We start from the raw sequence: 20,292 nt of genomic DNA on the forward strand, positions 1-20,292 counted from the left end.
GAAAGGGAACATCAGGGCGATCGCGAACAAATACAATTATCAGAGAAATGGGTTTAAAACCCATCCTTTTAGGACGGCTTTAATTTCTTAAATTCCTTCCTAAAAATCAGGGAGTTCCTAGTGTCTGTGGTATACTAGAATAGTCAAGGTTAAACTCGCAACGCCCTCGTGAAACAGGGATTAAGACACACTTTTAGGCGTTAATCGGGGGACAAAGAGTGGCGAAAACTCGCCATACAGCTAGAGGCTTAATACAGTCTCACAACCAGAAAAACAAACAATTTACTTTTGTTAGGTAGGGTAGGGCATACCCAAACTCTAGGTCAATATCCTAGTACCATGAGTGGAGATAGACCCTCTGGGGTGGCTGCGAATCAGACTCGTTAATTAGTAGGATTTCTACGGTTAAAAGGTTTGAGTATTGCCGTAAGGACGTAACACTTAAAGGTCAGTCGCTGAATTAAGAATCCCCATCCTTTAGGTTGGGGAGTGTCAAACAAGCAAAAGGAAGAAGAGCAGAAAGATCGCGATCGAGATAAAATGATAAAAAGCGCGATCGCCAACTTGAGAATATCATCTTTTTTGTCGGAACTGCGATCGGCGGCGGCCAAATCTTTTCAGCAGCCTATCCCTAACCAAGGATACACCCATTAAATGGCAACCCGATTCTTCCCTCCCGCTTCATCCCTTCACCGCGACGATTATCTGGAGTTTGCTTGGCGGTTTAGGATTGGGCGGGCTGATATTAGTTATGCTGTGGGTGGTAAGGAAAATATTTCCCAAGTCGTAGTCGCAGCTAAGAAAAATATTGCCCAGGTAGGGGCGACTTCACCAACAATCTTTAATTCCCACCGACAATTTACATAAACCCGCCCCCACCCAACTACGAACCTAAATAAAACTCATCAAACAAAAAAATCGGCTTTCTTACCAAAACCAGCCTACCCCGAACACAAATCACAATCGCGATTGGTCATTGCTTTCATAATATATCCCTAGGGCAAATGTTATTAAAATTATTAAGGTGAACAGTGTTATCCCGAAAAAATAGGATTGGACTATGGACGGCATCGTTTTTAACTGGATTGGTAGGAATTATTAACCTGCTATCTGCCGTAACTCCCAGTTTACCCGATCGCCGAAATTGGCTGGAACCGTTTTTTCCTTTTACCGTCCGTGCAGGTAGCCATTTTTTTGCAGCCGTTATCGGGTTTATGTTGCTAACTTTGGCAGCTAATTTGTTGCGGCGCAAGCGGATTGCTTGGTTGTTGACTGTGGGACTGTTAAACGTTTCTATCGTAGTTCATTTAGTTAAGGGATTAGATATTGAAGAAAGTTTGCTTTCTGGGGTGCTGCTGTTGCAATTATTGGTGATGCGGAAGACATTTACCGCTCAATCAGATCGCCCTTCAATTGCTCAAGGAATCCGCGTTTTGGTAGGCGCTTTATTATTTACACTCGCTTACGGTACGGCTGGTTTTTACATATTGGACGGGCGTTTTGAAGTTAACGAACGAGCAGTTAATTTCAATTTGGACGATGCTTTGTACCAGACTTTCGCTATGTTTTTTACGGCGGACAATGCGGGTTTGGTTCCGAAAACTCGATTTGCTAACTTTTTCGCAGATTCGATTTATGCTGTCGGTGCGGTAACGCTTGGTTACGCACTTTTGATGCTGCTGCGGCCGGTGCTGCTGCGAAATTCGGCAAGTATTTCGGAACGCAATAAAGCTCAGGAAGTTGTAGCAGAATACGGGCGGACAACCCTAGCGAGACTGGCGTTGCTTGAGGATAAATCTTATTATTTTAGTGCTTCGGGAAAAAGTACGATCGCCTACGTGCCCAAAGGTAGAGGCGCGATCGCCCTCGGAGACCCCATCGGGCCTGCAGAAGACCGCAAAGAGGCAATTCTGGGGTTTCAAGAATTTTGCGATCGCAACGATTGGTATCCAGCATTTTATCAAACTTTGCCCGACGATTTAGAAATGTATTCTACTATCGGTTTTCGAGTATTACAAATTGGTGAAGAAGCGATTGTAAATCTCAAAAGATTTACTCTCAAAGGCAAGGCAAATCAAAACTTAAGAACTGCGATTAACCGACTGACAAAAGCAGGCCATCGTATCGAATTTTACGAACCTCCTTTAAGTGGGGAATTGATGCGACAAATGAAATCTGTTAGCGACGAGTGGCTGCAAATGGTTCAGGGTGCGGAAAAACAGTTTTCTGTGGGTTGGTTTGACGAGGCATATTTGCAGAAAACGCGCGCCGTAGCGATTCACACTCCCGACGGTAAAATTAGTGCTTTTGCGAATATGATATCTGTGGGTAATGATGCGATCGGAGTTGATTTAATGCGGCGGCGCACCGAGGTAGAAAATGGCACGATGGAGTGTTTATTTGCTTCGATGTTGCAGCACTGTCAAGAATTGGGCTATGCAGAATTTGATTTGGGTTTGTCGGCTTTGGCGGGAGTCGGAGAAGAGGGTAAATCCGGGCGGTTGGAAAAGGTTTTGATTTATCTTTCGGATCACTTGAGCAAGTTTTATAATTTTAAGGGATTGCACAGTTTTAAAGATAAGTTTGGGCCGCGCTGGGAACCGCGTTATTTTGTTTATCCGAGTTTGGGAAGTTTGCCGGATGTTGTGGTTGCTTTGATTCGGGCCGATTCGGGCGATCGGCTTTTGGATTATTTGCGTCCGGGAAGTTAGGCAATTTTAGATTGAAGGTTTTAACGCAGCAATTACCAACAAATAGGAGGCGTTTATGAATTTGACGCTGAATCTATCACCTGAATTGGAGCAATATCTCTTACAGTCTGCTGAGCGGCGAGGTCTTTCTGTGGAGGAAGTAACCTTGCAAATGCTGATGGGATGTATGCAGAGTCAGGAACAGGATTTGATCGCATCTGGGGCGGTGTGTGATGTTTGGTCTCCCTATGATGCGTTTGATGCTGCACAAACGCATCATAGGGAGTTTTAAAGCAATCGAAAGCCCAAGAGGATGAGTAATGTGGAACGATTTTCTTTTGTATCTGTTAATAATGCTTTAGGGGAAATTGGACTCGGGCTGAAAATGTACCGTTGATTTTGGGTCAGGTGAATTTCTTTATGGAGTTCGATGTTTGTTTTTATTGATCGCAATTGGCGTTTAATGTTAGTCCTCGTTGACTGGTTTAACTGGTTCCGAGGCTCTGCCTGGGAACCCATATCACTCTTGCTCTGCCTCGGCTGGAGAAATCGAACGGATATGACTACTGACTACTGACTACTGACTACTGACTAATGACTACTGACTAATGACTACTGACTAATGACTACTGACTAATGACTACTGACTACTGACTAATGACTAAGTTATGCCAAGCCCCGCAACGGCACGCGCTGCTTCTGCAAAACCTCTGAGTACAGCTTTTCTAGCTCAGTAATATTCTGACTGAGAGTGTACCGCTCGATCGCCCGCTGGCGTGCTTTTTGACCCAGCAGCATTCCAAACTCAGGATGATCGCAAAACAGCGGCAGCAAAGTTTGTAACTGACTCCGCACCCGCTGAGTGTTCAAAACTATCCCCGCGCCTTCCTCCAAAGCCTCGCCATCAGCACCGGCATCCGTTGCCAAACAAGCTAAACCGCAGGCCATCGCTTCCAGCAGCGACAGCGACAGTCCCTCCACCAAAGAAGGCAAAATAAATACATCTGCACCGCGCAGAATTTCGATCCGGCGCTCCTCCTCGGCGACAAATCCGAGCCACACAATGCCCTCCTCTTCGCCGTAGGACAGTTGCAGCGATGTGGCAAGGGGCCCGTCGCCCACGATGGCCAATACGTTACCAGGCCCAAAATTACACTGTTTCCAAGCCTTCAGCAGAGCCTCGACATTTTTCTCCGGCGCAATCCTGCCTTGGTAGACAAAAAGTCGATCGGCCTTTAACTCCGACTTCAACCCCGAAGGCCCAGGAGAATACTTCGTCGCGTCTACTCCGTTGGGAATTACGGCTACCCGTTCTTGCGGTACTCCCAACTTCATCAAAATTTCCCGCTGAATGTAAGAAAATACGATCGTTGAGTCGTAGTGAGCCAAAAACGGAGCGTAGAGTTGATACATCAGGTGTTGGGTTCCCGATGTCAAATTCCGCAATTTGCGATCGAACGGCGGGTGAAAAGTCGCCACCAAAGGCAAATTCAATTCTTGACAAATTTCCGGCAGCAGAAAGTCTAGAGGCGAAAGCGTCAGGGAAGCGTGAACAACATCGGGTTTCAGCCTCCGCAAAGATTTCATCAACACGGTGCGGGATTTGAGAGTCGGAATCGTATAAATTTGCGATTTGTAGTGACAGGGTAAAGAAACTTCATTGCAACTCGCCGGCGAGAGCGAATTGGTAAATGAAGTTTGAGCAATGGAAGCTCCCCATTTCCCATTGGCCATGCTCCACGCTGTATTGTTCCTGTCCAGCGGGCCGGCTTCTTGGGCAAAGTGCAGGAAACTTACCTGGTATCCCCGGTCTAACAGTGCGTTGGTGACTTCCCTGGAGTAAGTGACGTTACCGCAAAAAGGTGATTTTTTTCCTAGCCAAGCGATGTGCATTCGAGTAAATCAGAGTTTGTTATTTTTTAGATTCGATCGACTTTGCTATTAGTGCTACGGAAAATATACCAGGTTAAGACACCGCCAGCGATCGCCAATCCAGCCAAAGCCAAAAACACAGCAGGTAAACCCAGAAATGTTTCCGCTACTCCCGCCAAAGCTAATGGTAAACTCAAAGCGATATTAGTGGCATTATTTTGCAGACCGAAGACTTTTCCCCGCATTTCTTCTGGGGTTTCTGATTGAATTGTCGTCTGCATCGGCACTCCTACCAATGAGGCAAATAAACCCAACATGGTAATAAAAAGCACCGAGATCCACAAATGGTGTGTAAATGCAGAAAGGCCCAGCAGAGCAAGTGCCATCCCAACCGATCCGATTAAACTCAGTTGGGAATGAGAAAGTTTGTGACCGAGATAGCCGACAGTCGTCGCCCCAACAGCCATCCCCACGCCCACCGCAGCCAGCAAAAAGCCAAATTGCGACGCTTTCATACCGGGCAGCATTTCTGCCAGTCGCACCGCTAGAACTGCCAAGGCTGCAAAAATCGAAAATAAAATAATTAGTTGAATTAAAGCATTGCGGACTTTCGGTTGATCGTTGATGTAACGCAGGCCGTCTTTTAAATCTGCTAGGGGGTGTGGCGGTTCATGTTCGACTTCGTTTTTTTCGCCTGTTTTCATCAACAGCAACAGCACTCCGGCGAAGGCGTAACTTCCGCCTACTACTATTTCTTTGCCGATGCCGATTCCGCCGCCGAGGTTGGTGAATAGGGTGTCGGCTAAGGCTAGTAAGGGTTCTCCGACGGCAAAGCCAATAATCACCGAACCCATCATGGTGGTGGTGTAGAGGGAGTTTGCCGATAGCAGGTGGCGGCGTTCCACAATTAGCGGAATCACTGACTGTTCTGCTGGGGCGAAAAATTGAGTTAGGGTCGAAACTAGGAATGTTACTAGCAGCAGCAAGCAGAATCCGAGCGGCAGTTGACCGATTTCAAAACCGTCTGAGAGCCACAGCAGCAGGGGTAATGCTAGTACGAAGCCTCCCCGCAGCAGGTTTGTGGCTACGAGCACGGCTTTTTTCGGCCAGCGATCGACATACACGCCTGCAGCGGCACCGAACAGCACTGCGGGTATGGTAAAGGCGATCATGATTGCTGATACCCATCTGCTGATGCTTTGATCGGGCGCTTGAAACCGGCTGGCTACGAGGGCGATCGTCAGTACGAGATAAACTTTATCTGCTAGTTGGGAGAATATTTGTCCGCTCCACAGTGCTAGAAAATTGCGGTTTTTGATGACTGGTAAAAATCCTGTGCCTTTTTCGGGAGTTTCGCTAACTGTTTCGGATATTTCTGCTGCTGGCTCTGCTGTTGGCTGCGGGGGGATTGCTGCGGGTGGTTGGCCGTTACTTGTGCTCGCGTCTGTTTCTGGATTTGTCAGATATTTATCCATTGCTGGGTGTTGGGCGTTGCTCCATTGTCGATCGGCCAAAACAGGCTCAGACTGAAAATCTGGACAATTTTCTCGTTCTTCCATCTTGTGGTTGGTCGCAGCTAAAATAGATGTTCTCAAATCAGAATCGGACAGTCGCATCATAGGATTGGGGGGTGGCTCGCTGGGGATGGTTCAAGGTTGGGGATGTGAAGTTCAAATTGAGTTTTTTAGCTCCTAAATTTAATAATTTATAACTTGATCTATTATCTAATGTTGCGAGAATGTTGGAAATTTACCTGAAATTGCCGACAGGTTCGGATATCCCGCCGGCTCGGGGTGCTGTACGATCGCCCGTTCACTTCTTTAACCTAAAATTTAAAACTCAAAATTCTCTAAGTAAGTGTCGATCGAGCTTCCCGATCGAATCGTGCAACCTAAATGATACTGGGCATACTGTCGCAAAATATTTTCGACAGATACCCAAGCTGCGCGATCGGCAATCCCCTCTTCTAGTTCTGCACTACCCAACAGTTGCAGTGCTGCTAATTCCTTAGCATTTATATGGAAGTTTGTCAAGTGCTTGCTGTCGCTGGTTGGCCGGGAACGGGAAGCGACTCTGTAGGAGCTGCCAATTTCAGAGGATAGTTCAGCTTCTAAGTTAGCTAATTCTGGCAAGCTAAAGGTTCCCCCAGAGGGTATACTAAAGCCGGTTTGCCAGTTCGGATCGCTGAAATTGGGGGCGATCGGTTGTCTGGTGGTGCCGCAGACTTGGACTTGGGGCGCGAGGCCTGCTAGGGCGAGCAAGTGAAAAATACCTTGGGCGAGGTGGGCGATGAGGACGGCGGCGGATTGGATTTCGGTGCGATCGGACAAACGCTCCAAACGGCTTAAGTGTTCGCCCAGCAAAAAGAAGAGGTCTTCTTGGGGCTCGTCGGAAAGGGCGCTGGCGATCGCCAATTCGGCCAGATATTGTGCGGCTGCGAGTTTTCCCAAGTTGCGGCTCAAACCCGGATAGGATTCGACGGTGGACGCTTGGGTAATTTTGTCGAGCGATCGGCCTTTAGCAATTAGCAATTCGTTGACGACAAATAACTCGCTTCTACCGCCAATGCTCGATCGCTGTTTGCGAACACCGGGCGCTACAGCTCGAATTAAGCCGAATTCCCGTGTCAAAACTGTCAGCAGGCGATCGGATTCGCCGATCGGTGCACTCTTAAGATTGATTCCAGTTGCTTTGTAAGTTCGATTCATTTGTTAGTTGACTGTTGGCTGTTAACTGTTGGCTGTGGGTGGTTGGCTGTTGGCTGTTGGCTGTTGACTGTTGAGTGTTGACGGTTGACTATTGGCTGTTGGCTGTTGGCGGTCAACCTTTAGCTTTTTGTTTTAGTGAGTTAAGATAGGCATTAAGTTTGGGTGAAAGTTCATTCAATAACGGATGCAATCGATCGCTCTGTTCTTGAGTTAAAAGATTACGAGCATAGGCAAGTCTTAACCAGTGCCTTGTTTCGTTTAATGAACCTCGTGCAATTTTCACAAAGCGCTAATTATCCTGATAGCTATGGCGTCCATGTCCTTCTGCAATATTAGCACCAACACTATCAGCCGATCTGACGATTTGTTTGCCCATCGTATCCTTCGTAAAGTAGTCCCATTCTTTAACAATAAACCATATTTGATTTGATATTTTTTCGGCTAATTGATATACTTGTAACTGTTGGAAGTTCTCCATATTAACTCCTTTAAACAATTAATCACCAATAAATACAAATCAACAGTCAACAGTCAACAGTCAACAGCCAACAGCCAACAGTCAACAGTCAACAGTCAACAGTCAACAGTCAACAGTCAACAGTCAACAGTCAACAGTCAACAGTTAACAGTCAACAGTTAACGATTATCCAAATTATCGCGCTGGCGGAGTAATTCCGGGCCACGAGAAGTCCCCAAACGAGTAGCACCAGCTACTACCAAATCTATAGCTTGTTCGTGAGTACGAATTCCTCCGGCCGCTTTAATCCCAATCCGTCCCTTAGTAACTTCCTTTAGCAGTCGCACATCGTCAACTGTCGCCGCCCCAAAAAAGCCAGTGTTAGTTTTGATATAAGCCACACCAGCTTCCATACAAATTTCAGCCGCTAACTGTTTTTCCGCATCAGAAAGCAGCGAACTTTCGATAATTGCTTTGATGGTGAGATTAGTTTCTTCGCAAATTTGGGCTAATTCCCGATGGAATTCATCCATTCTTCCAGCTTTTAATAATCCTAAATTAACAGATACATCTAACTCTACAGCTCCATTATCTGCGGCTTCTAGAGCTTCATAAAGTTTCACCGTTGAAGTAGAAGCACCCGTGGGAAAACCGATCACAGTACAAACTTTTGGGCGTTTGTCGTGCAGTAGCTCAACAGCTTGTCGGACGTAGGATGGATAGACGCACACTGTCACAAAGCCAAATCTATCTGCTTGTTGGCAAAAGTGTTCTACTTGCTCTGGCGTCGCAGTCGGGTCGATCAGGCCGTAGTCAATCAAGGGGGCAATATCGATGTCTGACTGGTTTGCAGCCATTATTGTTATTTATCCTAAGTAACTACTTCCTTATTATGTAGCCAATTTACCAATCCTTGACCTTCATCAGCCCAGGTACAAGCCACCGGATTCATCCGTGAGGTCAGTTTCTTCAATTTTTCAATCTAAAATCGATCGACTTGCGGGGCAGACTCGATCGAGCACAAATACTCAATTCGCTGCTCGTAACAAATGTTTTGGGAATTAGTTGCTCTATTTATTACAATAAAATAAATTTTAGTATCTGCCTTTAGATACATTTTTAATCTTTCTTTAGGTATACTTTGTTAAATGGAGTTGCAGTAGAGCCTGCGTCAGCCACGCCGTCTGGATGAGCCCGATCGCAGTCACTGTTTTTACTCTGAGTAGTGCTTTAAAAACTTAACAGCCAGTGCTAAGCATGAATCATTTAGAACTCGAACAAGAAATTGGGAAGATGGCTAGGGCGATGATGACTCGCAATAGCTTAATTGGTAAAGATTTGATTGCCGATCTCAGAGAGCGGATTTCTGTTGAAAGTGTTGCTGCTTTGATGATTGTCAGTATTGAACGTTTGATTTGGTCTGACTGCGAGTCGGTGATCTGGAGTTTGACTTATTTGATTCCTGCTGACGTGATGGAAGAAATTCGCCGGATCACGGCGCTGATAGTTTGTCAGCGGTTGATGGGCAAGGGTTTTGTGCTGGGGAAGGATTTTAGTATTGATGCTGCTGGCAGGTTGTTGTTGAGCGAGACTGCTCAAACAGCGGTTGTGCTTGCTTGAATTTGGCAAGCAGAGGTTGGAGCCGCCAGCACTGTGGAATTTTCACTATTTCTGTAACTGCTTTCCCTAATTCGCGATGCGGTAATAGTTGTTTGACTCGCGCAGATTTCAGATTCGCAGCAGCTCCAACCAGCGATGAGTGTGGTTAGCTAAAAGAGCTTTTCGTCTTGGGAAAGTAGTTAGTTTCGATCGCAAATAGTTGAGGTTGTTACGGGCGGTTTGTACGGGCGATCGCCTTGTATCAAAATTTTCCAAGTTTTAGTGGAATTACAGTTTAACTCTGCAGATTGTTTGTGTAAAATCATTCTTAAGATAGATGCAAATATTATGAACTTAATCCAAAACTTGGAAGCGGCTTGGTATTATCATTTGGGTTCGCGCCTCCTCGAAGCTAACGATCGCGATGGTGCTCTGGCTAACTTTAACAGAGCTTTGAAGTTGCAATCGGATCATTATCAGGCTTGGTTCGGGCGAGGCATGGCTTTGGGCAACTTAGAACGGCACTTAGAGGCCTTAAAAAGTTTTGATGAGGCTTTGGCGCTGCAGCCGAATGCGAGTTTTGGCTGGCACAACCGGGCTATTGCTTTAGGAAAGTTGGGCCGCCCTTGGGAAGCACTCAACAGTTTTGACAGGGCTCTGGAGTTCAATCCCTGTTCAGCGAGTATTTGGCACAACCGAGGATTGACGCTGATCGATATGGGGCTTTTCCATAAGGCGGTTCTGAGTTTCGATCGCTCTTTAAGTTTGGAGCCAGAGGTTGCTGGGGCGTGGTACAACCGAGGTAATGCTTTGTTGGAACTCAAGCTTTACTATCAGGCGCTCAACAGTTTCGATCGCGCGATCGAATTTAACCCAGACGATGCGAATGCTTGGTACAATCGCGGTCTAGCTGCTAACTCAATGGGACTTTACAAACAAGCAGTGGCTAGTTTTAGCCGATCGATCGCTCTGAAACCGGGCGGAACTGAAGCTGTGGGCGAACGGAGAGTCGCTTTAGCGAAATTAGTCGGTTTCAATCATAAAAATAGTAAGTTCACTCCCACATCAGAGAGTGGTTTTGAGGATTATTTGATTTGGTACAACCGGGGTGTGGAATTTGCGCGAAAAGGCTCCTACTCGGAGGCAATTGCTTGCTACGAAACAGTCTTAGAAATTAATCCTGATTTTGCTAATGCTTTTTACAATAAAGCTTGTTGTTATGCTCTACTGGGATTTGTTGATTTAGCCCTTGACAATTTGCAGCGGGCTGTGGAGTTTATTCCTAATTTATACCGAGAACTAGCTTTGGCTGATTCGGATTTAAGCTGCATTTGGAAACAAGAACGTTTTGCAGCGCTGATCCGAGGTTAGTTTTAGATAGAAAATAGCTCGCCGGTGGGGCGAGCTTTTGTGGCCGGGCGACGGAAATTCGATCGCCCACAAAGAGTTTTTTGCCATCTCGATCTAACGTACAGAAACTTTGATGGAGGGCTTGACTGGCCTTTTCGCAACTACTAGCACTTTGTAAATGCCGGATTCGGGAAGTTCAGCAAAAGTTTGACCTTCGCCTTGATCTAGGAGTTGTCCCGACGGAGATTCGATCGCCACACCGAGATTTTTGCTGTTAGCACTCACCCTAATTGTCTGTCCCTGTTTTCCTGGAACTGTGAGGGGCTGGATTTGGTAGCCGGACATTTTGAGTTTGACTGTGGCTTCTTTTTCTCCGAATGCGATGGGCATTGCGCGATCGGGCCTGTAAATCCACTTGGCGTTAAAGTCGCGTCCGATTACAAAGCTGCTGGTTTCACCTTTCGGGGTGACTCGCAGGCGGTAGATTCCCGAGTCTGGTAACTGGCCGATCCACTGATTGTCGCTTTTTTCAATAACTCCCAGATTCTCGCCGTTGGGGCTGTAGAGTTCGGCTGTCAGTTGTCCCGCCCACAGCGAGAGTGTGAGCTCTCGTCCTTTGATGCCTTCAAAAATATAGGTGGTTGGTTGGTTGATAGTGGCTCGAATTTGTGAGGTTGACATTCGCTCGATCGGCTCTATCTTCGCAACTGAGTCAGATGTAGCTGGCATGGGATCGATCGGTTCTACGTTGGCAACAAAGGTAGAAGTAGCGGGTTGGTTAACGGTTTCTGTAATTTCCGAGGCGCCCATCCGATCGCCCGGTGCAATTTTTGGGGCTACAGGGCTGGCAAATACTGATTTTGCCGTCATCATTAGTAGCATTCCAGTCAGTAAAATTAGTTTTTTCATGTCACGCTTGCCAGGGGTAATCAGTTGTATATGTTTACTTGTGTGGTGCTGTTTGCACCGGATTAAATTTGCCGATCGCGCGATCGGCGTCATCAGCATAGAGGATACAGCTAAATATTTCGTAGTTTCACAAAAATTCGCGGTAGCAGATGGCTCTGCCGAAGCTAAATAGTAGCCTTGGTCGATAGGACATTTCCACCATATTCCCTACCCATAATATCATCGGATCGTCCTAGGAATTTGGCCAATAAAAATTCAAGCTTTTTCCCAAAAACTTGCTCAAAAAATGCCAACCATCAAAAAAAGGCGGTGTCTGGGTTCCAAGAGAGGCTTTACTGCCAGAAAACGGCCCTTAACCCAGCGGGGGTTACAGCCTCTACTGTTAACTGCTGCGAGGGCGATCGGCTTTTACGGCTTGCACAGTGCGCCTTACTAACCCCAAACAACATAATTTGCTTGTCATATCAATTCCGGTTGCACTCCTCATGATGTTAACGGTTAACCGTTAACCGTTAACCGTTAACAGTCAACAGTCAACAGTGAATTTACTATTCCGATGAAAAGAGGATTTGATATCATATCATGTCCGATCGATTACTATCACAAACACGGTTTGTAATGCGGACTAAAGTCCGCTTTTATGTTGCGAAGTTTAGTCCGCACTACGAACCTTAAGCGCGTGTGGCGCGAGCTAAAAACCAGAATTTTTAGGGTGCGGCAAGCCGCAATATTTAACACAAACGCAACGAATTATATAGAACCCGCTCTCTGCCACGCGAGGTTTACTTCTACTACGAATCAGAAAGGATTTTGAGGTAAGCTTGCACTGTATTGGATAATCCCATTTCTAGCGCTTCCGCAATTAAAGCGTGACCGATTGATACTTCTAGGATATCAGGAATTGAGCAAAATTCAGCTAAATTTTGCAAATTTAAATCGTGTCCGGCATTCACTCCCAAACCTACTGATTGAGCTGCTTTAGCTGCCAAGGCATATTGTTGCAAAACAGATTCTACTTTACCTTCGCGAAAAGCAGTTGCATAGGGTTCCGTGTATAGTTCTACGCGATCGGCTCCAACTTCTTTTGCTAGGGGCATGAGAGCAGGATCTGCATCCATAAACAAGCTGACTCTGATGCCGTTATTTTTTAATTTTTCAATAATTGGTAAAAGCCGATCGCGATTTTCGGGAATATTCCAGCCGCTATCGGATGTTAGCACGTCGGGAGCGTCCGGCACCAAGGTACACTGAGCCGGTTTGACATCGCAAAGTATATCCATAAAGGGCGGCTGAAACGGATTTCCTTCGATGTTGAACTCGACAGTTAGCATTTTGGCTAAGTCGTAAACATCGGCAGCTTTGATGTGTCTTTCGTCGGGGCGGGGATGGACTGTAACGCCGTGGGCTCCGGCGGCAATTACTGTTTTTGCAGCTTCGGTAACGCTGGGAATGCCGATGTTTCGAGAGTTTCTCAGGAGGGCGATTCTGTTGATGTTCACGCTGAGTTTTGTCATGGGATTGGAAGTTGCGGATGTTTGTTGATTTTTAATTTTAACCGCTGATGAACGCTAATGAACGCTGATGCAGGCGAATTGATTTTTTGGACGGCTTTTAATTGGGTTGATTTGGATGGTTATGAATCAGATTTTCTGCAAGCGGTAAGGTTTCGGCAAAAATAGCCTCTGCTGTTTGGTGTTTTGCTGCTAAATCTTCAAGATTTGTGATGCAGAAAAGGGGTGCGGTGCGATCGACTATTTGGGACGGAAAATCTCGGCTAAAATATTTGAGTTGAAAGTCGTATCTGTGGGGACGATAAATCATGCCCAACAGTTCAACTAAGGGTAGAAGCGTCCAATTGTGATAGTTGCCAATCGCCTCTACTATGTGTCCGCGATAAATCTCTTTTTTTACTAGAGGTTGCAGCAAATTAAAACGATTTTTTATTTCGTTGAAGCGAATTTGCATTTGGGCAAAATGCTGGTTTGTATCCAAATGAGCGGGTACAATTAGATTGGCTTTGTCAAAGGCGATCGGGACTTTTCCGTGTCTCTCTATTTCCAGAAAGTTGTTGCGGCTGCTGCGCCGGAAAATGGCAAAATCAATTAGCAAGAATTGCGGGGTTTCTTTTAGCCGCCAGAAGCACTGCGATTGACCGTGCCAAGCGGGTTCTGGAACTCGATATTTGAGTTCGATTTCGCTAATTTGTGCGAGGGCTTTTTCGACAATTTCAAAGGTTTCTTCGACGCAGTTATCTGCAACGACAACTGCAATGTCGATGTCTGACCATTCGTCCGTGTATCCGTGGGCTGCTGAACCTCCTTGCCACAAAGCTAAAACAAAATCTAAAGGTTGTAAGGTGGAAACAATCTTTTCGAGAATGATTTGTCTCATGGAATCAAGCTATACTGTTGGTTTGACCCTGGTTCCACAAGTTTAACAAATATTGCGGGTGGAGATTGCTGTGGCATAGTTGTGCTAGACATTGCTAATGTGTCCGATTGTGTGCTGCGGAAAATTATAGGGGAAGCTGCAAGCGAGAGTGGCAATTTTTGGGAAAGTACGATCGCCCGCTGCGAGAAAATCAGTCTTAAATTATCGCTCATCAGAAACGAGACCGCTGTCGGGTAGTATGAGAAAGGATTAATTTTTAACAGCGCGGCATGGCTACTATTTGGGAACTTGACTTTTACAGCCGTCCAATTATAGACGAGCGAGGAAAAAAGAAATGGGAAGTGTTGATTTGCGAAAGCCCGCTGAATGTAAGCGACAAGGCAGAATCTCTGTTTCGCTACTCGCAGTTTTGCCCGAGTACAACCGTGAATTCCCTGTGGCTGGCTGGCGCGATTAAAGATGCGATCGCCTCTGCACCGAAACGCCCCGAAAAAATCCGCTTTTTCCGCCGCCAAATGGCGAACATGATTACCAAAGCCTGTGAGGAGTTGGACATTCCCGCAGCCTCCAGCCGCCGCACCCTCGCCCTCAACCTGTGGCTGGAAGAACGGATGCAAAACGTTTATCCCGCCGAACCGGGCTATCAAGCCGCTCCGAACCCGAGCGTTCAATTTGTACCCGAAACGCCCGTGGCGCTGCCGGACGCTTTAATCGGCGAAAAATGGGCGTTTGTGAGTTTGCCGATCGCAGCTTTTGATGAAATGTCCGAGTGGGATATCGGATTTGGCGAAGCTTTCGGGCTACCGATGACAAAGCTGCCGCCTGAAACGCAAATTCCAGGGCTGATCGTCTATTCGTCGAGAGCAACAGCTTTGGCTGGTTGGATGTCGGGTTTGGAGTTGGCTTTTATCAAATTTGAGACTGGCCCGCCAGCTAGGCTGGTGTTAGATACGGGAGCTAACGATCGCTGGATTTTAGCTAATCTCAGAGACGCAGCAACGGAGAGAGAAGCAAAAGGATTTGAAGCAGCGAAAAAACAAGCAAGAAAAGTACATTTTTTAGCAATTCAGTCGAATCCACAATCGGAATCCTTCGCCGGATTTTGGCTGCTGCACGAACTAAGTATTTAGTGAGTTGTTAATTGTTAGTGGTTAGTGGTTAGTGGTTAGTTGTTAGTGGTTAGTTGTTAGTTGTTATTAGCTAATGCCAACTGTCAACTGCCAACTGCCAACTGCCAACAACCAACAACCAACTGCCAACTGCCAACTGCCAACTACCAACTGCCAACTACCAACTGCCAACTGCCAACTGCCAACTACCAACTGCCAACTGCCAACTACCAACTACAAAAATGACCAATCACCAATCAGCAGAACAACTGCTAGAATTAGCAACCAAAGCAGGTGCCGAAGCTGCTGAGGTATTGGAATCGCAATCGCTCTCGCGGCCGGTATTTTTTGAAGCAAACCGCCTCAAACAGCTAGAAACCGCCCAAGCAGAAGGTATTGCTCTGCGGCTGTGGCGGGACGGGCGGCCTGGTTTGGCGGTGGCCTACGGGCCCGTGGAACTGCAGATTTTGGTCGATCGGGCGATCGCGCTTTCGCAACTAAACGAACCGGAAACCATCGAACTCGGCACCGGGGAAAAAGTTGTTTATCCCGATCTCGGAGTGTCGGTGCCGGCCGAACAGCTAGTAAACTGGGGAAAAGAGGCGATCGCGATCGTCCGCCAAGCCTATCCCGAAAGCCTCTGCACCGCCGAACTCGACTGCGAAATCGAAAGCACCCGCTTGCTGAACACACTAGGCTTGGATTGCAGCCACACCGACACCACCCTCAGCGGTTACTTGTCAGCAGAATTAGTGCGGGGCGAAGATTTCCTCAACATTTGGGAAGGCGAAACCGAACGCGGTACCCTCGACTTAAACACTAGCGCCCAGCGGGTTTTGCAGCGGTTGGAATGGGCGAAAGATAATGTTGCCCCCGCCACCGGGCGCGTGCCGGTGCTGTTTACAGCCAAAGCCGCCGATTTGCTGTGGGGGACTCTCTGTGCGGCATTGAATGGCAAACAGGTACTAGAAGGCGCTTCGCCTTGGAGCGATCGACTAGGCCAACAAGTGACATCGCCCCTTGTCACCCTCTGGCAGCAGCCGGATATCGGGCCCTATAGCTGTCCTTTTGATGACGAAGGCACTCCCACTCGCGCGATCGTCTTGATCGACAGCGGAGTATTGCAGCTATTTTATACCGATCGCACCACCGGTCGAGCCCTGGGAAGCGGCACCACCGGCAACGGATTTCGCCCTGGTTTGGGCAGCTATCCCACACCGAGTTTGTTTAATGTTTTAATTAAACCAGGTTCCCTTTCATTAATCGATTTAATCGCTAAATTAGACGACGGAATTGTAGTCGATCAAACCCTAGGTGGCAGTGCCGGAATTTCCGGCGACTTTTCCATTAACGTCGATCTCGGCTACCGAGTCAAAAAAGGTCAAATAGTAGGCAGAATCAAAGACACAATGGTAGCCGGCAACGTCTACAGCGTCCTCAAACAATTAGTAGAATTAGGAGGAGACTCCGAGTGGAACGGTTCTTGCCACACACCATCTGTAATTGTAGAAGGATTGTCCGTCACCGGCAAAAACTAATCGGTAATCGGTAATCCAACTCTCTCCGGGCACCCGAAAGCGACAAATATTCACAGGAATTACGCATCGGCGGCAAAAAACCGGGTTTTTGGATAAAATAGTGCATCACAGCCTTTAATATCTATGAAAAACCCGGCTTCTTTGATATTGATACGTAACTCCTATAGCGGTTATCAAGCGTGGTGAGGTATGCCCTATGCCCTATCCCGGATATAGCGGTTATCAAGCGTGGTGAGGTATGCCCTATGCCCTATAGCCTATGCCCTATGCCGCATAGTACCTCATCTTTCGCTTGAAAGGCTATAATTCAAATCCCAACTATGAGACTATAGACTCTCACGCACAGCCCAAACGATTAAACATTCCCTCGAAAAGCAAGTCTTTAACAGACTTTTCGTGCCAGATTCATAATAGTTGTTAGAGAAGACTATTAAATAACATTGATGCAGCAGCAAACGAGATGACAATCCAATTCTAGCGTAGTAAATTATCAACTCCCCAGCCCAATTGTCTCTGGCTACAACTGGTAAGCTGGAAAGCCCGCGCACCCGACAGATAACTCACAAATTATCTGAAAAGCATCTGCGTTGCATCTGTGTTGCATCTGTTTTTCATCTGCCTTTCATCTGCGGTTGAAATATCAATCGAGGAACTATAGAATCTTGTCTGTAGAAGTTCCGGCTAAATCCCGCACTATCAAAAATCTCAAATTTTTATGCGTATTTGTTTTATCGGCGATTCTTTCGTAAACGGTACTTGCGATCCAAAATGTTTAGGTTGGACAGGACGAATTTGCTCAGCAGTTTGCAAGCAAGGACACGATATCACCTACTATAATTTAGGAGTGCGGGGAGAAACCAGTACCGATATAGAAACTCGCTGGTTCAACGAAGTTTCTTGCCGCTTACCTCACTACTGCGATGGTAGAATAGTTTTTTCCTTTGGCGTTAACGACACTCACTTTGAAAATGGCAAAACTCGCGTCGCACTAGAAAAATCTATTGAAAACCTGCGCCATATTCTCAAATCTGCCCAAGAAACAGTACCAGTTTTAATGATTGGACCGCCGCCAGTTATTGATGTCGATCGCACAATCAGAATAGCTCATTTATCCCAAGAGTTTTCCCAAGTTTGCAGCGAGTTAAACGTACCTTATTTAGATATTTGTACCCCGCTCCAGAAATCAGAAATTTGGCTGCAAGAACTTGCCCAAAATGACGATTCCCATCCCCGTGCTGTCGGTTATGCGGAATTGGCTAGAATTATTCACAATTGGGAGAGTTGGAAAGATTGGTTTAAAAATATCACTGTGTCAGAGCGAGAGACAGTAACTCTGTTTAGAGCCGTCGGCAAAAAAGAAATGGAATTAATCAAAGAAAGCGATTTTTTGGCATTTCCGCCACGGCTGTCTTTTCAACCTATTTTTTATCCCGTACTACAAAAAGATTACGCGATGCAAATTGCGCGAGATTGGAATACTAAAGATGCAGCATCTGGATATTTTGGCTATGTAACTAAGTTTCGAGTTTTGGCTGATTTCTTAAACAAATATCCCGTGCAAACTGTCGGGAGTTCGAGCCATCAAGAGTATTGGATTCCTGCTGAAGAGTTGGCGCAATTCAATCGCAACATTGTCGGTAAAATTGAAATTTTTGCAGAATATCAACCGTAAAACAAGATAAATAGGACTTAGGAATTGGCGCTCGGAAAGCGGCTTTGTTGGCGAAATAGGGGTTTATAATTTTTAATTTCTGTAATGTTATGTCCGGTTGTAGGGGGTTTTGGAGTCCTCGGTTTAAGAGCAGATTGAAATCTGCGCGCGCTATCGGTTCGTTTCCGGTAACATCGTCAGGTGATTTAACCGGTGCTAGGGCGCAGAGAACACAGAGGAAGACAAGAGAGAGAGATGAATACAGAAGTATGAAGCGCGGATTTGATCTGACTCGATTTTGTAATTCCGATGCTACCGGATTTGATATTAATGGATCGGACACGATATAAAAATCCGGTTTCTAGACGGAGCGGATCGTTTTCGATACAATAGGAGCAATGACAAATGTTGGATTTTAATCAATTTGAAGTTGTGAGTTTTGACTGTTGCGGCACTCTCATCTATTGGGAAAGCGGCATATTGCCAGTCTTGAGATAATTGCTGTCGGGTCGCGAACTCGATTTCAGCGCGCAATTTTAGAAATGCCGGATTTGAAAAGGTTGGTGGAGGCGATCGGGTAAATAAACCGCAGATTGATGTCAAAATAGTTGTTTAAAATTATAAAAGTGTGGAGATTACTATGAATTGCCAAATATTGACCGGATTGTTGACGGGATTAGTTGTTTCGAGTACCGCAAGTTTGATCGATTGTCAACCTAGTTATGCGAAAAATAATCCAATTTTAAGGGGGATTTCGATTAATTCAAATTTCAAATTGTTGGCTTCAGCAAAGGTGGATTTGGGAGTTGAGGTTGCGAGGGAGCTTGTGGCGGCAGAACCCACAGCCGAGGATTTGTATAATCAGGGTGAGGAGAATTACAACAAAGGAGATTTTCAAGGTGCTATAGAGGCTTACGATGGAGCAATTAAGCTTAATGCTAATTATGTTGAGGCCTACGTTGGTCGGGGTAATGCCCGCGATGACTCAGGAGACAGACAGGGTGCGATCGCCGATTACGATCGAGCCCTAAAAATTGACCCCAATAATGTCTCGGCCTACTACAACCGAGGTGTTACCCGAGCGAGGTTAAGAGACTATGAAGGTGCGATCGCCGATTACACCGCAGCCCTGAAAATTAACCCCAACAATGGCTCGGCCTACTACCATCGGGGTGTTATCCGATCGAGGTTAGGAGACAATCAAGGTGCGATCGCCGATTACACCGCAGCCCTGAAAATTAACCCCAACGATGCGTTAGCCTACAACGAGCGGGGTAATGCTCGCTATATATTAGGAGACAAGCAGGCTGCTCTCACCGATTTCAACGAAGCCTTGAAAATTAACCCCAACTATGCGCCTGCTTACACAAATCGGGGTAATGCTCGCGATGACTTGGGAGACAAGCAGGGTGCGATCGCCGATTACGATCGATCCTTAAAAATTGATCCCAACAATGATAATACCTACTACAATCGGGGCGTTACCCGATCGATCTTAGGAGACAAGCAGGGTGCGATCGAAGATTACAGCCAAGCCGTGAAAATTAACCCCAACAATGCTCGTGCTTACTACAATCGGGGAGTTATCCGCTATGACTTAGGAGACAAGCCTGGTGCGATACAAGATTTTCAAAAAGCCGCCAACTTGTATCAGCAACAAGGAAACACAGATAGCTACGAAAAAACATTAAACATCATTAGAAGAATCCAATAAATTGATATAACTCCGGGGCGGGTGCCGGTTACGCAAGTTCACAACTTTGATGTTAGAAATATGCGCGCACCAGCCCGACAAAATTATGCTTGTGGCTTGTTTAACCGGACAGAAGCTCAATAAGAGTGCGATCGTTCAACTTGCAACGACTTAATCCTCTTTTCAACTGCTGGGAAAGCGCGATCGCCCCTAGGAACTTACCTAAAGGGCGATCGAGCCTTGTATCCCTTACAGCATTTTTCTAAAGATTTGCTAGGGATAAAGTTCTAGCCCGCCCTTAATAAGGAGCGGTTGTGGGTGGGTC

The 20,292-nt window shown here is 46.3% G+C and carries 19 protein-coding genes and 1 pseudogene; 11 read left to right on the forward strand and 9 right to left on the reverse strand.

The window, feature by feature from the left end; all coding sequences use genetic code 11:
* Positions 1 to 489 precede the first annotated feature (489 nt).
* The 4 genes from QT998_RS09715 (at position 490) to QT998_RS09730 (ending at position 2,982) form a co-directional block, all read left to right on the forward strand.
* Positions 490 to 654 carry a hypothetical protein gene (locus QT998_RS09715; RefSeq protein WP_333087105.1) on the forward strand — a complete coding sequence of 55 codons (165 nt, stop codon included), beginning with the start codon at positions 490 to 492 and terminating at the stop codon, positions 652 to 654.
* Entirely contained in the window at positions 655 to 867 is a 213-nt protein-coding gene (locus QT998_RS09720; protein ID WP_333114340.1) for a hypothetical protein, read from the forward strand.
* Positions 868 to 1,085: 218 nt separating this feature from the next.
* On the forward strand, positions 1,086 to 2,711 hold the full coding sequence (locus QT998_RS09725) for a bifunctional lysylphosphatidylglycerol flippase/synthetase MprF (RefSeq protein ID WP_333217985.1): 1,626 nt from the start codon (positions 1,086 to 1,088) through the stop codon (positions 2,709 to 2,711).
* Between the two features lie 130 nt (positions 2,712 to 2,841).
* Positions 2,842 to 2,982 (forward strand): hypothetical protein, encoded by a 141-nt coding sequence (locus QT998_RS09730; protein WP_333217987.1) that lies wholly within the window; start codon positions 2,842 to 2,844, stop codon positions 2,980 to 2,982.
* Between the two features lie 374 nt (positions 2,983 to 3,356).
* Here the strand turns inward: QT998_RS09730 and QT998_RS09735 are convergent, their stop codons facing one another.
* The 5 genes and pseudogenes from QT998_RS09735 to deoC form a co-directional block, all read right to left on the reverse strand.
* The gene (locus tag QT998_RS09735) at positions 3,357 to 4,583 is read right to left on the reverse strand and encodes a glycosyltransferase family 4 protein (RefSeq protein WP_333114346.1); all 1,227 of its coding nucleotides are present in this window, start codon (positions 4,581 to 4,583) and stop codon (positions 3,357 to 3,359) included.
* 26 nt (positions 4,584 to 4,609) lie between these two features.
* A complete protein-coding gene (locus tag QT998_RS09740) occupies positions 4,610 to 6,181 on the reverse strand; it encodes an MFS transporter (protein ID WP_333087099.1) in 1,572 nt (523 codons plus the stop codon).
* A gap of 213 nt (positions 6,182 to 6,394) precedes the next feature.
* Complete coding sequence (gene recO / locus QT998_RS09745) at positions 6,395 to 7,270, reverse strand: DNA repair protein RecO (protein WP_333087097.1); 876 nt, start codon at positions 7,268 to 7,270, stop codon at positions 6,395 to 6,397.
* 112 nt (positions 7,271 to 7,382) lie between these two features.
* A pseudogene (locus tag QT998_RS09750) lies at positions 7,383 to 7,748 on the reverse strand (four helix bundle protein).
* Between the two features lie 158 nt (positions 7,749 to 7,906).
* On the reverse strand, positions 7,907 to 8,584 hold the full coding sequence (deoC, locus tag QT998_RS09755; protein ID WP_333087095.1) for a deoxyribose-phosphate aldolase: 678 nt from the start codon (positions 8,582 to 8,584) through the stop codon (positions 7,907 to 7,909).
* 400 nt (positions 8,585 to 8,984) lie between these two features.
* Here deoC and QT998_RS09760 point away from each other — a divergent pair, with 400 nt between their 5' ends.
* Together QT998_RS09760 and QT998_RS09765 are read left to right on the forward strand one after the other, a co-directional pair.
* Entirely contained in the window at positions 8,985 to 9,347 is a 363-nt protein-coding gene (locus QT998_RS09760) for a hypothetical protein (protein WP_333087093.1), read from the forward strand.
* A 327-nt stretch (positions 9,348 to 9,674) separates the two neighbouring features.
* A complete protein-coding gene (locus QT998_RS09765) occupies positions 9,675 to 10,697 on the forward strand; it encodes a tetratricopeptide repeat protein (protein WP_333114347.1) in 1,023 nt (340 codons plus the stop codon).
* 93 nt (positions 10,698 to 10,790) lie between these two features.
* Here QT998_RS09765 and QT998_RS09770 read toward each other — a convergent pair whose 3' ends face one another.
* On the reverse strand, positions 10,791 to 11,585 hold the full coding sequence (locus QT998_RS09770) for a hypothetical protein (protein ID WP_333114350.1): 795 nt from the start codon (positions 11,583 to 11,585) through the stop codon (positions 10,791 to 10,793).
* On the opposite strand from QT998_RS09770, the gene QT998_RS09775 reads away from it, so the two are divergent.
* Positions 11,584 to 11,757 (forward strand): hypothetical protein, encoded by a 174-nt coding sequence (locus QT998_RS09775; protein ID WP_333114351.1) that lies wholly within the window; start codon positions 11,584 to 11,586, stop codon positions 11,755 to 11,757. The two genes, QT998_RS09770 and QT998_RS09775, sit on opposite strands and share 2 nt — an antisense overlap.
* A 619-nt stretch (positions 11,758 to 12,376) precedes the next feature.
* On the opposite strand, the gene QT998_RS09780 is transcribed toward QT998_RS09775, so the two are convergent.
* Together QT998_RS09780 and QT998_RS09785 are read right to left on the reverse strand one after the other, a co-directional pair.
* A complete protein-coding gene (locus QT998_RS09780; RefSeq protein ID WP_333087086.1) occupies positions 12,377 to 13,099 on the reverse strand; it encodes a pyridoxine 5'-phosphate synthase in 723 nt (240 codons plus the stop codon).
* Positions 13,100 to 13,196: 97 nt separating this feature from the next.
* Positions 13,197 to 13,976 (reverse strand): nucleotidyltransferase domain-containing protein, encoded by a 780-nt coding sequence (locus QT998_RS09785; RefSeq protein WP_333087084.1) that lies wholly within the window; start codon positions 13,974 to 13,976, stop codon positions 13,197 to 13,199.
* Between the two features lie 269 nt (positions 13,977 to 14,245).
* Here QT998_RS09785 and QT998_RS09790 point away from each other — a divergent pair, with 269 nt between their 5' ends.
* Positions 14,246 to 15,106, forward strand: a complete 861-nt coding sequence (locus tag QT998_RS09790; protein ID WP_333114354.1) for a Tab2/Atab2 family RNA-binding protein — start codon at positions 14,246 to 14,248, stop codon at positions 15,104 to 15,106.
* Between the two features lie 66 nt (positions 15,107 to 15,172).
* Here QT998_RS09790 and QT998_RS09795 read toward each other — a convergent pair whose 3' ends face one another.
* Positions 15,173 to 15,319: a hypothetical protein gene (locus tag QT998_RS09795; protein ID WP_333114357.1), complete on the reverse strand. Its 147-nt coding sequence runs from the start codon at positions 15,317 to 15,319 to the stop codon at positions 15,173 to 15,175.
* An 8-nt stretch (positions 15,320 to 15,327) separates the two neighbouring features.
* Between QT998_RS09795 and QT998_RS09800 the strand changes: the two genes are divergently transcribed.
* The 3 genes from QT998_RS09800 (at position 15,328) to QT998_RS09810 (ending at position 19,988) form a co-directional block, all read left to right on the forward strand.
* Positions 15,328 to 16,623, forward strand: coding sequence for a TldD/PmbA family protein (locus tag QT998_RS09800; RefSeq protein ID WP_333087078.1), 1,296 nt, complete (start codon positions 15,328 to 15,330; stop codon positions 16,621 to 16,623).
* A gap of 715 nt (positions 16,624 to 17,338) precedes the next feature.
* Positions 17,339 to 18,295, forward strand: a complete 957-nt coding sequence (locus QT998_RS09805) for a GDSL-type esterase/lipase family protein (protein WP_194066490.1) — start codon at positions 17,339 to 17,341, stop codon at positions 18,293 to 18,295.
* Positions 18,296 to 18,914: 619 nt separating this feature from the next.
* Positions 18,915 to 19,988, forward strand: a complete 1,074-nt coding sequence (locus QT998_RS09810) for a tetratricopeptide repeat protein (RefSeq protein WP_333087072.1) — start codon at positions 18,915 to 18,917, stop codon at positions 19,986 to 19,988.
* The last annotated feature ends 304 nt before the right edge of the window (positions 19,989 to 20,292 follow it).

The organism is Microcoleus sp. S1D4, from assembly GCF_036700765.1.
GTDB lineage: Bacteria > Cyanobacteriota > Cyanobacteriia > Cyanobacteriales > Microcoleaceae > Microcoleus.